Here is a 16,343-nt window from a genome sequence, read left to right as displayed (position 1 = left end):
GATACGGGACCGTCAGCAATTGCCGTGCGCCGCGACCATGCTGCGGGAAACACTTCAGCCGGGACCACCCGCCGTATGGGATACTATGACAGCATCAGAGACCGATGCGGAGTCCGGCATCGCCGGGAAAATTGTCACTTACGCCTGTCGATCGGAGCGCGGGCCAGCCGACCAAGGATTTTATTTTTCGGGAAGGAGAAACAGTGGAACCGATAATTTCCGTCAAAGGCCTCAACAAAACCTACGCCGGTGGTTTTACCGCCCTTAAGAATATCGACCTGGAGATTCAACGCGGGGAAATTTTCGCGTTGCTGGGACCGAACGGGGCCGGCAAGACCACACTGATCAGTATCATCTGCGGCATCGTCAACCCGAGCGGCGGCACTGTGCGGGCTGGGGGATTCGACATCCAGCGCGACTACCGGCGCGCGCGCGGCGAGATCGGCTTGGTGCCACAGGAGCTGGCCACGGACTCTTTCGAAAGTGTCTGGACCACGGTCAACTTCAGCCGCGGCCTGTTCGGCAAAGCCCCAAACCCGGCCTATATTGAAAAAATCTTGCGCCAGTTGTCCCTGTGGGAAAAGAAAGACAGCAGGATCATGGCTTTGTCCGGCGGCATGAAGCGCCGGGTGATGATCGCCAAAGCCCTATCCCACGAGCCCAGCATACTCTTCCTGGATGAGCCCACCGCTGGCGTGGATGTCGAACTGCGCCAGGACATGTGGAAAATGGTGCACAGCCTGCGCGAGTCAGGGGTCACTATTATCCTCACCACCCACTATATCGAAGAGGCGGAACAGATGGCCGACCGAATCGGCGTTATCAACCGCGGTGAGCTGGTTTTGGTCGAAGAAAAAAACACATTGATGCAAAAAATGGGAGAGAAGGAACTGAGCCTGCACCTGCCGGAACCCTTGCAGGCGGTGCCGGAATCCCTCGCCGATCTGCCTCTGACCCTGAGCGCCAACGGCAGTCAGCTGGTGTACCGCTTCGATATCAAAAGCAGCGATACGGGCATTGCCGAATTTCTCCGCCGCCTCAACGAGGCCAATATCGAGTTTCGCGATCTGCACACACGCGAGAGCTCCCTCGAGGAGATCTTCGTCGGTCTGGTGCGGGGCGCACGCAAAGAGAAAGAAGAACAGTTGACCAAGGAGGCCCAGGGATGAACTGGTACGGAATTCGAGCCATTTACCAATTTGAAATGGCGCGCACCTGGCGCACCCTGATGCAAAGTATCGCTTCCCCGGTACTCTCCACTTCCCTGTACTTTATTGTCTTCGGCGCCGCCATCGGCTCGCGCATGGGAGAGATAGACGGCGTCAGCTACGGGGCCTTTATCATCCCCGGATTGATTATGCTGTCACTGCTCTCGGAGAGTATTTCCAACGCCTCATTCGGAATTTTCTTTCCGAAATTTTCCGGCACTATCTACGAAGTATTGTCAGCTCCGGTATCGGCCTTCGAAATCGTCGCCGGCTATGTGGGCGCCGCGGCCAGCAAGTCGATCATACTCGGCGGTTTGATTCTGGTTACCGCGCGCTTTTTCGTCGACTATGAAATCGTCCACCCCTTTTGGCTACTCGCCTTCCTGATATTGACCTCAGTGACCTTTAGTCTGTTCGGCTTTATCATCGGTATCTGGGCGGACGACTTCCAGAAACTGCAAGTGATTCCGCTGATGGTGATCACCCCCCTGACCTTTCTCGGCGGCGCCTTCTACTCCATTGATATGCTGCCCGATCCCTGGCGCACAATCACGCTTTTCAACCCGGTGGTCTACCTGATCAGCGGTTTTCGCTGGGCCTTCTACGGCGTGGCGGATGTGAATGTCGCTGTCAGCCTGGGAATGACATTGATCTTTTTAGTGATTTGCCTGACTGCGGTCTGGTGGATTTTCCGTACTGGATACCGGATCAAAACCTGAAGAAGTGATCCTGTGGGGCGGGCGCGCTACCCGCCCCACATTCAATCAGGGGCCATAGGCGCGCAGAAAAACCTGCACCACCTCATCCACCCGCTCGCGGATTTCACACTCGCTAGGCGGTGCACAACTATCCACCAGCACCTGCATATGCCGACATCCCATCAACATACCGAAGAACTGATCCGCAGCCGCAGCCGGGTTCTCCACACGTAGCAACTTCAGCGCCACCGCCCTGCGGAGTAGAGACTCCATCTCACTCAGAGTGCGCCTGGGCCCTGCCTCCAAATACAGCTGCGCCATCTCCCGGCAGGATTCCGCACATAGAATGCGCATCAGGCTGATGGCGTCCTCCCCCTCAACCAGGGACAAGAAAGCGGTACCTATCCGCGTCAGTACCTGCTCAATCGAATCCCCATTCTCCAAAGCAAAGATCGGCAGCGGCATCTGATTTTCGCACTTGGCCTCAATGGCCGCGGTAAAGAGCGTCTCCTTATCGGAAAAGTGGCTGTAGACCGTGAGCTTGGACACCCCCGCAGCGGAGGCCACCGCATCCATACTGGTGCCGGCAAAGCCTTGGGTCAAAAACAGCCCCTTGGCCGCTTCGAGAATTGCCCGGCGTTTGGCCGGGTCCTTGGGGCGGCCCCGAGGCACAGGGGCAGAAATCGGTTCTGGCATGGATCTACTAATACTAGACTCGACAGTTTACTAAATTTACTATACTGGCCAGTATAGCATTGCCGGTCACTCCGGCGCCCGTTTTCACGCCTTTGCACTCGGGAAGGGTTCTGACTATGTTCCGATCGCTTGTGATCGCCGCGCTTCCGTTTTGCCTGGCACTGGCTGCTTGCACACCGCAAGATCCCAAGGAAGGAGAAGATAAACCGCGCCCGGCGGTGATGGTGCAACCGCAGACCGCCGGAGCGCAGCGGGATATCTACCCGGGCGAGATCCACGCTCGCTACGAGCCAGCACTCTCTTTCCGTATCGGCGGCAAAATCAGCCGGCGGCTTGTGGACGTGGGAGACAGAGTCAAAAAGGGCCAGCCGCTGGCGGAGCTGGACGCCAAAGACCTGCACCTGCAACTGGACAGCGCCCGCGCACAGCTCTCTTCCGCTGAAGCGGACCACCGTCTGGCCAAAAACGAGCTGACCCGCTACCAAAAGCTGCTAAGTAAGCAGCTAATCAGCCGTTCCCAATTCGACACAGTGGAAAGCCGCTTCGAGGCCAGTGCCGCCCGACTCGAGCAGGCACAGGCACAGCTGGATGTGGCGCGTAACCAGGCCAAATACGCGATATTAAAAGCCCCTCAAGATGGTGTTATCGCCCGGCGCCTGGCTGAATCAGGACAGGTGGTGGCCGCCGGACAGACGGTCTTCACACTGGCCGCGGATGGCGACCGCGAAGTACGCATCGATCTGCCAGAGCAGGATATCGGCCACTTCGAAGTGGGCCAGGTGCTGGCGGTGGAACTCTGGTCCCGGCCCGGAAATTTTTTCCCGGCGCGCATCCGCGAAATATCCCCGGCCGCCGATACCACATCCCGCACCTTCGAGGCGCGGGTGGCCTTCGACAACCGCGAAGTAGGCGCGGAACTGGGGCAAAGTGCCCGGGTATTCGTAGACAGCGATGCCGCCAGCGGCACCGTCTCTGTCCCCTTGTCCGCAGTCACCGCCGACAACGGCCAGCCCTACGTCTGGGTGTTGGACCCACTGCAGCAGACGCTGCACAAAAGACTGGTAACCCTCGGCCCCTACGGCGAGGAAACTGTGCCGATATTGAGCGGACTCGGCCCCGATGAGTGGGTGTTGGCCGCCGGCACTCACCTGGTGCGGGAGGGACAGCGGATTCGCCCGGTGGACCGGATGAACCGCCCCATCGATCTCGACCGCAAACTGGCACATCAGGAATAACCGATATTGTCCGACGTCCCGCCCAGGGCGGAGGCAACTGCGACGGGAACCACCGCCATGCGCTTCAATCTCTCTGAATGGGCACTGAGAAACCGACCACTGGTACTTTACGCCATGCTGATTCTCGGCCTGATGGGTGCCCTCTCCTACACACAGCTGGGCCAGAGCGAAGACCCGCCTTTCACCTTCAAGGTCATGGTGGTCAATACGCTGTGGCCGGGCGCCAGCGCTGTGGAAGTATCCCGCCAAGTCACCGAGCGCATCGAGAAAAAACTGATGGAGACCGGTGATTACGAGCGCATCACCTCCTTCTCCCGCCCGGGCCAATCCCAAGTTTTGTTCGTCGCCCGCGACGATATGCGCTCCAGTGAAATTCCCGATCTCTGGTATCAGGTACGGAAAAAAGTCGGCGATATCCGCCACACCCTGCCGCCGGATATCAGCGGCCCTTTTTTCAATGACGAGTTCGGCACCACTTTCGGCAATATCTACGCGCTGACCGGCTCCGACTTTGATTACGCACTGAAAAAAGACTACGCCGAACGCTTACAGCTGGCCCTGCAGCGAGTGAAAGACGTGGGAAAAGTGGAGTTGATCGGCCTGCAGGATGAAAAAATCTGGATAGAAATCTCCAACACTAAACTCGCCGCCCTCGGAATCCCTCTTTCCGCAGTACAAAATGCCCTACAAGCACAAAACACAGTGGCAGATGCGGGTTTTGTGGACACCAGCAGCGAACGGATTCGCATCCGTATCAGCGGCCAATTCAACTCGGTAGAGGAGATCCGCCGCTTTCCAATCAGCGCAGGTGGCCGCACCCAGATGCTCGGAGATATCGCGCAAGTGAGGCGCGGTTTCAGTGATCCACCGCAACCGCGCATGCGCTTTATGGGCGAGGATGCCATCGGCATCGCAGTATCCATGAAGACCGGCGGAGATATCCTCAAGCTGGGTGAAAATCTCGACGCCGCCTTCACCGAGCTGCAGCGGGATCTACCGCTAGGGCTGGAGCTGCACAAGGTCTCGGACCAGCCGGCGGCGGTCAAACGCAGCGTGGGTGAATTTGTTCGGGTGTTGCTGGAGGCACTGGCGATAGTGCTGCTGGTCAGTTTTTTCTCCCTCGGTACGCGCACGGGCTTAGTGGTGGCGCTCTCGATCCCCCTGGTGTTGGCAATGACATTCGCGCTGATGAATTATTTCGGCATAGGTCTGCACAAAATATCCCTGGGATCACTGGTTCTGGCACTGGGATTAATGGTGGACGACGCCATCATCGCGGTGGAAATGATGGCAATCAAAATGGAGCAAGGCCTTTCCAGACTAAAAGCCGCCGGCTTCGCCTGGACCAGCACCGCCTTCCCGATGCTGACCGGGACGCTGATCACCGCCGCCGGTTTTCTGCCGATTGCCACCGCACAATCAAGCACCGGTGAATACACCCGTTCCATTTTTCAGGTGGTTACTCTGTCTTTGTTGGCCTCCTGGGTGGCCGCAGTGGTCTTTGTGCCCTTCCTCGGCGATAAATTGCTCCCCAATCTCGTCAGGAGAGATAGCAGCGGGCAGGTACAAGATCCTTACGCGAAACCTTTTTATCTGCGCTTCCGCAAACTAGTGACCTGGTGCCTGCGCTACCGGAAAACCGTCATATTTTTAACCCTGGCAATTTTCGCCGCGTCAGTCGTGCTATTTCGCCTGGTACCACAGCAATTTTTCCCCGCCTCCGCTCGCCTCGAACTGATGGTGGATCTGAAGCTCGCCGAGGGCGCCTCGCTGCAGTCCACCGAATATCAGGCACGACGTCTGGAAAAAATGCTCGCGCAAAACGCTCTGATCGAAAATTACGTGGCCTATGTGGGGACAGGATCGCCGCGCTTCTACCTACCGCTAGACCAACAGCTGCCAGCGGCAAGTTTCGCGCAGTTTGTGGTGCTGACCCGCTCGATCGAAGAACGGGAAGCCGTGCGCAGCTGGCTGATCGATACCCTGCGCGAACAATTTCCCACCCTTCGCTCGCGGGTATCAAGATTGGAAAACGGTCCTCCAGTAGGTTATCCGGTACAGTTCCGCGTGTCTGGAGAGCATATTCCACGGGTGCGCGAAATCGCCCGTGCGGTAGCGGACAAGCTGCGGGAAAACCCAGCGGTAACCAATGTCCACCTGGACTGGGAAGAACCGAACAAGTCGATACAACTAAACATCGATCAGGCCCGCGCGCGTACTTTGGGCGTCAGCTCCGCCGCCCTGTCCCGCGCTCTGCAAAGCTCGCTTACTGGTATTCCCGTCAGCCAGTACCGGGAAGACAACGAACTGATCGATGTGCAGGTGCGCGGCGATGACCAAAACCGTCACGCTCTCGGTCAAATAGGCAATCTGGCGGTACAGACTGACAGCGGAAACTCAGTGCCCTTGAATCAACTTGCGGACCTGGAATACGGCTTTGAAGAGGGCATTATCTGGCACCGCAACCGGCTTCCAACAGTGACCGTGCGCGCAGATATCTACACTGATACACAGCCGGCGACAGTGGTTAAAGAGGTCTGGCCGCGCCTCGCGGATATCCGCGCACAGCTGCCGCCCGGTTATCTGCTGGAAATCGGCGGCAGCGTAGAGGAATCCGCACGGGGCCAGAAATCCGTCAACGCCGGTATGCCGCTGTTTCTACTGGTGGTATTTACCCTGTTGATGCTGCAACTGCGCAGCTTTTCCCTGTCCACCATGGTGTTCCTGACTGCGCCCCTGGGCATTATCGGCGTCACCCTGTTTCTACTGCTGTTCGGCCAGCCATTCGGCTTTGTCGCCATGCTCGGTACCATCGCCCTGGCGGGCATGATTATGCGCAACTCGGTAATACTGATCGACCAAATTCAGCAGGATATCGCACAGGGCCTGACGCCCTGGGATGCCATTATCGAATCCACCGTGCGCCGCTTCCGCCCGATCGTGCTGACTGCACTGACCGCGGTACTGGCGATGATCCCACTGTCGCGCAGCGACTTCTTCGGACCCATGGCGGTAGCGATTATGGGCGGTCTGATCGTGGCCACGGCGTTGACGCTACTGTTTCTTCCGGCACTCTACGCAGCCTGGTACCGAGTGCGGGAGGGAGAAACGGCCGCAGGGCGGCGCCGCTGCTCACTTCTTCCAGCGCTGAACCGCTGGATCAAAACGGAGGAAGACTTGTAGCGGGCGTGTGCGCCGGGGAAAACATTCCATTGTCTGAGTGCCCTGGAAGCAATGGACCTGCACAGGTGAATAAAAGAGACGCCTTAACCGGGCTTTCTTTTGAGGAGCGCCATCAGCTGATCCGGCCGATCCGTCACCAGACCATCCAGCCCCAGGTCAATATAACGCCGCATGTCCGCCTCTTCGTTCACCGTCCAGGCGGACATGTGCAATTTCAGCTTTCGCGCCGCGCGCATCAGCCGCGGGGAGAAAACCGGTATTCCCCAGTAGCGCATCGGCAATTGCATCGTCTGATAGGCGGGCCGCAGCAACGATTCAGCATGCAACAATTGGGCGACGAAGAAGCCCATGGCTTCCAGCCTCGTCGCCCCCGTCGCCACTTCCGGGCACAGGCGGCGGAAATGACGAATCACCCCCTGGTGGAAAGAAGAGACTATCACCTGGGAATCCTTGCCCGAACGGCGCAGACTCTCGCACATGGCTTCGGCCGCACGTCGGTCGTTGTTTTTCAGTTCGATGATCATCGGCGTATCGGGCAGTGCGGCGAAGGCCTCGTCGATAGTCGCAATGCGCAGGGGCTGATCTCGGTAGGGATAAACCTCACCATCCTGGCTCCAGTTGTAGCCCATATTCAGCTGGCGCAGCTCTTCCAGTGTGCTGGCGCCCACCGCTCCCCGTCCATCACTGGTGCGCTCCAGGCGGCTATCGTGGATCAAAACCAGATGACCGTCGGCGGTGAGATTCAAATCTATTTCCAGCGCATCCACACCCAGCGCCACCATTTTTTTCAGGTAAAAAAGCGTGTTGCCGGGATAAAGCCCCCGCCCCCTTTCATCGCCGTGGGCGATTACCAGCGGGCCCTTCTTTTTAGGCAGATCGAGCGCCGATGACGGCGCAGCGTGCGATCTGGCGTAGAGCCAAAGTATCAACAGGGCAATGCAAAAGAGTGACAACCAAAACATCAATCACCGGATAGGATTTAAAGGCTAAGGAACCTCTGATTAATTCACGTCCTGACGTAAAAACTCTTTGACGCCAGATGAGAAGCTCAGGTGATAGGCTGGCCAATTCGAAACCGTCGGATACAAGGAGGTATCCGTCGGAGCTACAGGGAAGTACTCGTGCGTTTTCGAAATGGCCATCCTATTGCCTGAGCGCCCCGGAACCTAAGTGTTCACGCGAATTAATCAGAAGCTCCCTAGCAAGTGCCTCAGGGTAAAATTTGTTCCAAATGTTCGAGATCATTGACCACCTGCCAGCTGCCGCCGCTCTCCTCAACACGGCGCTGCCATTCCTGCAGCCGCCCCAAATATTCATTGGGATCGATATTGTCGCTGCGCAGTTTGGTCACGTTCAGGGCTACCAGGCTGAAGCCGTCCAGAGTGAGCGGCAGATCGCGGTTATAGCCTTCCGGGATCTCCTCCTTTAAGTCGGAAAAGATCAGTATCACCTTGCGCCCGGGCTGCTTTTCATTGAGAAATTCCACAGCCTGCAGCAGACCGCCGGTAATATCGGTATAAGCAGCGGGCCGCGCCTCGTCGACGAAGCGCTGTATCGCCTGCTGGAAGACCCGTTTCTGTTTGTTGGCGACACTGGGTCTGTCGTCGAAGGTAACCTTGGCCTTGATATTCTTTTCGCTGAAACTGCCGCTGTTGATACTGGCCACCGCGAAAGTATCGCCGGGGCGCATCTTTGCCAGGGTGTAATTAATCACCTGCTGCGCCTTGCCCAACTCCTCGGTATAAGTGCCCGAGGTATCGATCAGCATATAGACACCCTGGTTGTGCACCATCGGTTCCCCGCACCCAGTCAGAAGCAGAAGGGTCGCAGCGACGATCAGGTACTTCATCAGGCTTCCTCCGCGCTTGCCGCGGCGGCCGAGCTGGCTCGCCGGTTCAGGTACAGGCTCTCCAGCCACAGCGGTAGAAAAATCACAATATCGTAAAGATGCACCAGCAGAGAACCAGAACGCAGCGCCGCGATACCACCGAGGCGCAGCAGTACCGAGAGCGCTCGCAGGAAGAAGACCGCCAGCAATCCGATAACCGTGCGGGCAGAGGCAATAAAATTTTCCAGAGGTATGGCGACAAAGGTCAGCGCAAACGGCAAGATAAAGCCCATACCCATCTGTGCCGCGGTGGTAATCCAATAGATGCCACCGCTGACTGTCTCCACCTCGGCGCCGCGCAACTGCGCGCTGACAGCCAGATCCTCCTGCATCAGAATCTCGCGCATAAAGGCCAAGCCCGCTTCCACGCAGGCGAGGAAAAACAAGAGTCCAAAGGCCGCCCACAACATCCGTGTGCGCAACTTGTCACTCAGGGCGCCAATGACCGGGAACAATCGCGTGATACGCAGGCACTCCATCAAAAAGAGACCCAAGGTAATCTCCACCAGAATAATCACTAATGCGGAAATATCCGCCACCTTGAAATTGCCGATATAACTGGTGCCTCCGACCATTTCCATCATCGGCCGCGCGATCAGATGAAAGTTGATCAAAGCACCGCCGACGGCAATCGCCAATACAAAAGCCGAGATGAAAAATTGACTCAAGGAAGAGGAGGACAACATGCGCAACGCGCGGTCGCTGCCCTGCTGTATTTCCTCGTAGCGCGCCATATGGCCGTCGATCGCCTTTGCGCGGCGAATTACGGAGTCGACACTTTTGTTGACCTGTCCCAGGGTGGAAAGCATAGAGCGCCAACTGGGCATCATGCGCTTGAGCAGCTGATGGCGCTCGCGGGCGGACTCCCGGTAGGCCTCCAGGGCCTTGGATTCCGCCTTGCGCATGGAGTGGTGAATCGTCTCCAGCACATCGCCCACCACCGGGTCACTCTTGGCGGGGATCTCCGCCACCGCCTTGATCGCCTTAGCCCAGTTGGTGGGCTCTGGCGGCACTTCGGCGCTGCGCACATAATCTTCGTCGATGGCCGTCAGCTGCTCACAGAGCTTGCGGTGCAGAACTGGATACTGCGCCAGCTCCTTTTTCATCGTCGCCTCTATGCGGTCGAACTCCCGCTCCACATGGCGCTCCGCCGCCTCGCGGCCAGCGGCCAGCAGCACCTCCCGGTTGCGCTTCTGCAAGCGCTGCCCGCTATTGGCCACGGCCCGGGCCCCCAGGCGCAGGGATTGGTGAAAAAAGCGCGCCAGTGCGAAGATACCCTGGTGCACAGGTTTGCGAGCAACAAACAGTGCCGAAAGCGCCAGTACAAACCATAGCCAGAGCGGCAGGCTTTCCAGAAGTTCAGTCATGATTTTGCCTCCTCAAGAAGGTCTAGTCGGACTCCATCCTAGCAGCAGATGGCAACACAAGCGCTCAGAAATTCCTATTTCACATAGGAGGGCTTAGCACAAAGGTCCTGATCGAACACAAATCAATCAATATACCGGTAAAAACGAACTATTATCCGAGCCACCAAGATAAAGATGGCCGAAGAAAACGCAATAAAACTGACGTTTTTTCCTCAGAAAAGTTTAAAAAAGACCGTAACCGGCGGAATAGTCCCATTTCAGGTAAATTCAAGAGGGCTCTAATTATTCTGCAACACCCATTAATGGCTAGTGGCCATAAGTACCCGCCTAAAGGCTAATTTGCCCCATGATGACAATCAAAGCGATCACACCCTGCAAGCGGCTTCTCGAAAAAACAAACCGACCTGCCTTGATTGTGATCGCCCTGTCCCCCAGCGGCATTACTGAGGTAGATTCTCCTTTACTAGAGAAGATGTCTCAATCGATTATTTGCGCAACACCGTTGGTAGTAACAGTTCCTCCCCTTCGACGGTTACTCTGACACTGTCTTTGGCCGTAATGCCGTCGTTGTCCTCCACTTCAAGCTCAAATATCAGCAATGCTTTCGTACCAGCCGAAATTGAGGGTGCAACAAAGCTGGCAGTGCCATCCGATAGGTTTGTTAGCTTCACTGAAATACCTGAAATTTGAGTCCAGCGGTACTTGGCAATATGGCCACCAATAATCCAGGAGCGGCTGCCATCGAGTTTTACCTGAGTACCGGCTTGTACAATTTGGTCTTCGCCTGCATTCACGATGGGTATATTCGGTCCTTCAACTATCACATACATACGATCGGTAGACCGCGCGCCATTGTTGTCCATTACCTCTAGTTCAAATTCCAGAAGCTCTTTTACCGGACCTTTAAACATGGGAGCAGTAAAGGTAGCGTAACCATCCTGAGAATATTCTAGATTGACCGCCATCCCTGACGACACCTGACTCCAGCGATAACTGACGATACTGCCATCCCAATCGAAAGACTGACTGCCATCCAGTGTCACCACAGCCCCGGAATCTACCGTCTGATTAGCGCCGGCATCGGCAACAGGCGCTAGATTTTGATTGAGGGTAACAGTCACTGTATCGGTACTCTTAAGGCCTCCATCATCCTCAACTTCCAGTTCGAAGACCAGTTGCTGGTTTTCACCGTAAACCAAGGCCGGAGCCACGAAGGTTGCATTACCATTACCAGAGTTATGCAGGTTGACAGGAGTCCCGGAAATTTGAGCCCAACGATACGCAACAATATTTCCATCACTATCTGAAGACTGGCTGCCATCTAACAGCACCAGTGCCCTGCTATTAACAACTTGGTCGCTGCCGGCATCAGCGATCGGCGCCACATTGGTATCCATCATCACGCCGTGCAACACTACCAGCCCCTGGGTAGAGTCCGCCACGACTACATCGGGCACACCATCGCTGTTGATATCCCCCGCATCCATACCCTGGGGATTGTAGTGCGAGGCAGAAGGCACACTGAACAATACTTCATTTCCCAGTCTCCCGCCTTCAAGCTGTTCATAAACCCCTAAAGCAGGCCTGTCGCCATGCAAAACCAATAGCTCGTCCCTGAAATCCTTATTCAGGTCGGCAGCCAAAAGGATCTTTGACTTGCCAGAGTTCGGAAGAATTTGCACATCCTGTAACAAGCCATTACTCCCTTGATGGAAGATTGCGATAGAAGTATCGGTCTGACTGCTGCCGAAGGTCACAATCACATCATTCAAACCGTCGCCATTCATATCGCCTACAGTTACAGCCCGGGCCAACTCATCACGACCGAGATCGTAAAATGCACCCAGGTTCCATCCTCCTTTTCCATCTGTAGTAACCACGGCGAGGCTATATCCCCCATAAGATTGTCCATTCATCACGACAATATCATTGGCACCATCACCATTAACATCACCCACCACCATATCGTCATAGCTATCGAGAGGCACATAGAGAGATTCAGGATCATGACTGATGTAGCCGTACCGCTCTTCCAGATAGCTTCGTTCTTCCTGATAGAAGATACCGACACTTCTCCCGTCCTTAGCAGCGCCCACAATATCGTCCAGTCCATCCCCGTTCAGGTCTGCCACAACGATACGAGTGGACAGTGGCGTATCAATGGTATCCGCACTGAATAGAAGACCATCAGCATGCTGCAGAAAAATTTCAATATGACTTCTATCGTAGCCAACCGCCACATCCATTTTTCCATCGCCGTTTAAGTCCCCCACATAAATTGACTGTGGGAGCTTTGTGCGATCGCCACTCAGTGGATAAACTTGCGACTCCTGTAACTGACCATACTCACTCTGCAGAAACAGCTTGAGTTTGAAGTCATTCTCAGGATCTGAATAAGTCGATGTATTCAAAACCACATCATTGCGGCCATCGCCATTAAAATCCGCAATAGCAACTGCCTCAGCCAGAGAACCTGTCACATGGGTGTAATAGGTCTGCAGCTCCACTTCTCCAGCGGCAGTAGCCGCTAGCAGATAAGAGGTTAATGGAAAGACAAAGAACCGGGAAAGAACATTGAGCTTTACAACATCTCCTTGTTTTTAAACCAAATTATGAAAGCGCTGACAACCCTAACATATTGATTTAAAAACAATCTGAGCAATCACATATCAATAATGGAAAATTTAGGGAACCTCTGATTAAGTCACTTTCTGGTGGCAGAGGCGCTTCGGGGGTGGATGTGAAGCTCAGGTGATAGGACGGGCATTTCGAAACCGTCGGATACAGGGAGGTATCCGTCGGAGCTACAGGGAAGTACTCGTGCGTTTTCGAAATGTCCGTCCTATTGCCTGAGCGCCCCGGGAGCTACCATAGTGTTCACGCGAATTAATCAGAGGATACTTAACTTTTTATATTTGAAATAATATTTTCCAATAAAGCAGATCAAAGACCACCTAATCCAAGCTTTTCCTAAAGCGTGATACCGCCAACACCATCATCAACACAATAAACACCAGCAGTGCCACCCAGTCCTGCCACAACTCCACGAGTTCAGCACCGCGCAGCATAATGCCGCGTATCAGGCGAATAAAGTGAGTCAGTGGCAGCAATTCGGCTATCCATTGGGCAGGTTCGGGCATACCCTCAAAGGGAAACACAAAACCGGATAGCAGTATCGACGGCACAAAGACAAAAAAAGTCATCTGTATGGCCTGAAACTGGGACTGAGTAGCAGTGGAAATCAGCAATCCCAGACTGAGATTGGCAAAGATCAGCAGCAACGCCGACAGGTAAACATCCAGCAGACTGCCGCGAATCGGGACCTGAAACAACAATACACCCGACAGCAGTATCAGACTTGTCTGGATTAGGCCGATAGCGCCGTAGGGCAGTAACTTACCCAGCATCAACTCGCCCTTACTGACCGGTGTGGCGATCAGCAGTTCCATGTTGCCCCGCTCCCGTTCGCGCACTATGGCAACGGCCGTAAACATCATCATGGTCATAGTCAGAATGATGCCAATCAACCCCGGCACAATAGTGATTGCCGAAACCCGCTGCGGGTTGTAAAAGGCCACGACACTGATCGGCAGCTCGGGCAGTGGTATCGAAGAATCCCTCGGGCTTCCCGGCGTATAAGTGAGCGGCATCTGCGCCAGCTGCAAGGCCGCGTTCTGCACCACAGTGTCACTACCGTCCACCAGGACCTGAACCGAAGATTCTCCCAGGGCCCGGCGGCGTTCGAAATCCCAGGGAATCACCACGCCAACGCTGATCTCACCCCGGCGCAGCATACTCATCAGTTGCTGTGGGCTCTCGGCATCCTTGACAGGTTCAATAACACCAGTGGCCAGCATATCCATAACCACCTGGCGCGATCCGCTGGTGAGTGCCTGATCAGCAATGGCGGCGGGCAGATGGCGCGGATTCAGATTGATCGCGTAGCCGAACAGCACCAGCTGCAGTATGGGCATGCCGACAATCATCAGCAGTGTGATATGGTCCCGACGCAACTGACGCAGTTCTTTGATGACAACTGCCCAGAGCCTGCGCCAGTTCACACGGATTCCCCGCGCAGCTCAACGGCTTTGTGTTCGTTGGTGGCGGCAACGAAAACATCTTCCAGACTCGGTGTGGTGGCACTCACCTCGGCACTCATCCCGGCTGCGGCAAAGGCCCGCTCAATGCGACCCGCACAGTCTCCCACTTCGTCACAAAGCACCCGCAGGCTGTTGCCAATCTGTGCCGCGCTGATTACGCCCGACACCTGCATCAACAATTGTTTGGCTTGGCGCGGGCGCTCGGCGCTCACTTCCAGCGTGCGCCCTCTGAGCGCGCCGGTCAGGTCCGCTGGCGTCCCATCCGCCACCAAGTGACCTCGATCGAGAATCGCCAGTCTGTGGCAGCGCTCAGCCTCATCCATATAGTGGGAAGAAACCAGTATCGTTGTGCCCGCATCCGCCAGCTCGAACAGTTTCTCCCAAAAATCCCGGCGGGATTCCGGGTCCACCGCGCTGGTAGGTTCATCGAGAAATAGCAGGTCCGGTTTGTGAACGATGCTGCCCGCAAGTGCCAGGCGCTGTTTCTGACCGCCGCTCAAGGTGCCCGCCAGCTGGGAAGCGCGCCCGGCGAAACCGTATTCCTGCAGCAGTTCTTTCACCCGGAGAGAAGCCTGCCGGCGCGACAAGTTTTGCACCGCGGCAAGAAATTGCAGGTTTTCCCACAAAGTCAGGTCGGTAAACAGTGAGAAGTGCTGTGTCATGTAGCCGATATGCTGGCGCAGTTTCTCCGCTTGTTCCGGTATGCGCAGACCGAGTACTTGTATATCGCCGTCACTGGGCGTCAGAAGTCCGCACAGCATGCGAATGGTTGTGGACTTGCCCGAACCATTGGGCCCCAGAAAACCGTATACTTGGCCGCGGGCGACAGTGAGATCCACATCCGCCACAGCGCGCAAGCGGCCAAAAGTTTTGCTCAAATTACGCGCCCGGATGGCAATCTCCACGTCATTTGTCATCCGCACCCTCCTCGTACTGGGTGAACACCGCCCATAGAGGGAGACCAGCGGAAAAATCCGCGGCGTCCTCGCCCAGTTGAATTTCCGCCAGGTAACTCAACCGCGCCACATCGTCGCCAGTCAGCGCATAATAAGGAGTGAAACTCGGCTCGCTGCGTATCATACGCACGCGGCCGGCAAAACGTTGCTCCACGCCATCGATATAAACCCAGGCAGGATCACCGACCTGGATACCGGGCCGCAGGGGCTGTGGAATATAAACGCGGGCATAGGGCGCTTCTCCCACCAGCATAATCGCCAGAGGACCGCCCACTGGCGCTTCGTCACCGAGTTTGAACGGCAGATTATCGATAAGCCCGTTTCTGGGGGCTTGTACCGTCAGTTTGCGCAGCAGCACGGCTTGCGCCTCGGCCTCGGCGCGGGCCCGTGCCAGCGCGGCCTCTGCCTGTGCGATTTCCTCGCTGCGCGTACCACGCTGCAACTGGAGCAGGGCCGCGCGGGCAGAGTCAACACTGGCGCTGGCACTGTCAGCGGCGGCCTCGGCGCGGTCGATATCCGACTGCGAAATATAATCCCGCACCCCCAGCTTTTTCAGGCGCCGATAGTTCTGCCTCGCCTCCTTCTCCTCCGCAAGGGCCGCCGCAAGACTCGCTTCGGCGCGCTGAATTTCCTCTATGCGTGGCCCTGTTTGTAACTCCTCAAGCAGCGCCTCATAGCGCACTACTTCCGCGCGCGCTGCCGCCAGCTGCTCTCTTGTTCGTCTATCGTCAAGACGCAGCAATACCTGTCCGGCGCTGACACGCTCACCTTGCTGAACTTCGATTGCTATAATTTTCTCCGCCGCTGGCGCCGGAAGCGCTATGCGGTTCCACTCCAGTGTCCCCAGTGCGCGGTCCGGTCTCGCATCGCAGCCGTTCAATAGCAAACACAGCGCCATAACGCGGAATAAACATTTATAGCAGCCGCTTGAAGGCATGATTGGCAAGGAAAATATTGGCGCGACCCACGGACAGTTTCTCCGCACTTCAGCCCCCGGCATTCTTATCGACAG

At 56.1% G+C, this 16,343-nt stretch carries 12 protein-coding genes; 4 read left to right on the top strand and 8 right to left on the bottom strand.

Going from position 1 to position 16,343, the window contains the following annotated elements; translation table 11 throughout:
- Positions 1–203 precede the first annotated feature (203 nt).
- Together A3224_RS03745 and A3224_RS03740 are read left to right on the top strand one after the other, a co-directional pair.
- On the top strand, positions 204–1,169 hold the full coding sequence (locus tag A3224_RS03745; RefSeq protein ID WP_067157387.1) for an ABC transporter ATP-binding protein: 966 nt from the start codon (positions 204–206) through the stop codon (positions 1,167–1,169).
- The gene (locus A3224_RS03740) at positions 1,166–1,927 is read left to right on the top strand and encodes an ABC transporter permease (RefSeq protein WP_067151680.1); all 762 of its coding nucleotides are present in this window, start codon (positions 1,166–1,168) and stop codon (positions 1,925–1,927) included. Before A3224_RS03745 ends, A3224_RS03740 begins: the two co-directional genes overlap by 4 nt.
- Positions 1,928–1,972: 45 nt before the next feature.
- On the opposite strand, the gene A3224_RS03735 is transcribed toward A3224_RS03740, so the two are convergent.
- On the bottom strand, positions 1,973–2,602 hold the full coding sequence (locus A3224_RS03735; RefSeq protein WP_067151677.1) for a TetR/AcrR family transcriptional regulator: 630 nt from the start codon (positions 2,600–2,602) through the stop codon (positions 1,973–1,975).
- A gap of 116 nt (positions 2,603–2,718) precedes the next feature.
- Between A3224_RS03735 and A3224_RS03730 the strand changes: the two genes are divergently transcribed.
- Together A3224_RS03730 and A3224_RS03725 are read left to right on the top strand one after the other, a co-directional pair.
- Positions 2,719–3,837, top strand: a complete 1,119-nt coding sequence (locus A3224_RS03730) for an efflux RND transporter periplasmic adaptor subunit (protein ID WP_067151674.1) — start codon at positions 2,719–2,721, stop codon at positions 3,835–3,837.
- A 6-nt stretch (positions 3,838–3,843) separates the two neighbouring features.
- Entirely contained in the window at positions 3,844–7,020 is a 3,177-nt protein-coding gene (locus A3224_RS03725) for an efflux RND transporter permease subunit (protein ID WP_269454580.1), read from the top strand.
- A gap of 83 nt (positions 7,021–7,103) precedes the next feature.
- On the opposite strand, the gene A3224_RS03720 is transcribed toward A3224_RS03725, so the two are convergent.
- From A3224_RS03720 to A3224_RS03690, 7 genes are all read right to left on the bottom strand, one after another.
- Positions 7,104–7,982, bottom strand: a complete 879-nt coding sequence (locus A3224_RS03720) for a glycerophosphodiester phosphodiesterase (RefSeq protein ID WP_067151670.1) — start codon at positions 7,980–7,982, stop codon at positions 7,104–7,106.
- A 248-nt stretch (positions 7,983–8,230) separates the two neighbouring features.
- Positions 8,231–8,869 (bottom strand): vWA domain-containing protein, encoded by a 639-nt coding sequence (locus A3224_RS03715; protein WP_067151667.1) that lies wholly within the window; start codon positions 8,867–8,869, stop codon positions 8,231–8,233.
- A complete protein-coding gene (locus A3224_RS03710; protein WP_067151664.1) occupies positions 8,869–10,275 on the bottom strand; it encodes a hypothetical protein in 1,407 nt (468 codons plus the stop codon). The genes A3224_RS03715 and A3224_RS03710 overlap by 1 nt, the downstream gene beginning before the upstream one ends.
- Positions 10,276–10,760: 485 nt before the next feature.
- Positions 10,761–12,782, bottom strand: coding sequence for an FG-GAP repeat domain-containing protein (locus tag A3224_RS03705; RefSeq protein WP_067151661.1), 2,022 nt, complete (start codon positions 12,780–12,782; stop codon positions 10,761–10,763).
- Between the two features lie 447 nt (positions 12,783–13,229).
- On the bottom strand, positions 13,230–14,336 hold the full coding sequence (locus tag A3224_RS03700) for an ABC transporter permease (protein ID WP_067151658.1): 1,107 nt from the start codon (positions 14,334–14,336) through the stop codon (positions 13,230–13,232).
- Complete coding sequence (locus A3224_RS03695) at positions 14,333–15,292, bottom strand: ABC transporter ATP-binding protein (protein ID WP_197463040.1); 960 nt, start codon at positions 15,290–15,292, stop codon at positions 14,333–14,335. The genes A3224_RS03700 and A3224_RS03695 overlap by 4 nt, the downstream gene beginning before the upstream one ends.
- Positions 15,282–16,229, bottom strand: a complete 948-nt coding sequence (locus A3224_RS03690) for an HlyD family secretion protein (protein WP_231902451.1) — start codon at positions 16,227–16,229, stop codon at positions 15,282–15,284. The genes A3224_RS03695 and A3224_RS03690 overlap by 11 nt, the downstream gene beginning before the upstream one ends.
- Positions 16,230–16,343 lie beyond the last annotated feature (114 nt).

Source organism: Microbulbifer thermotolerans (genome assembly GCF_001617625.1).
Lineage (GTDB): Bacteria > Pseudomonadota > Gammaproteobacteria > Pseudomonadales > Cellvibrionaceae > Microbulbifer > Microbulbifer thermotolerans.
The sequence above is the reverse complement of the archived record's forward strand: the minus strand, read 5'-3'. Positions and strand labels throughout refer to the sequence as shown.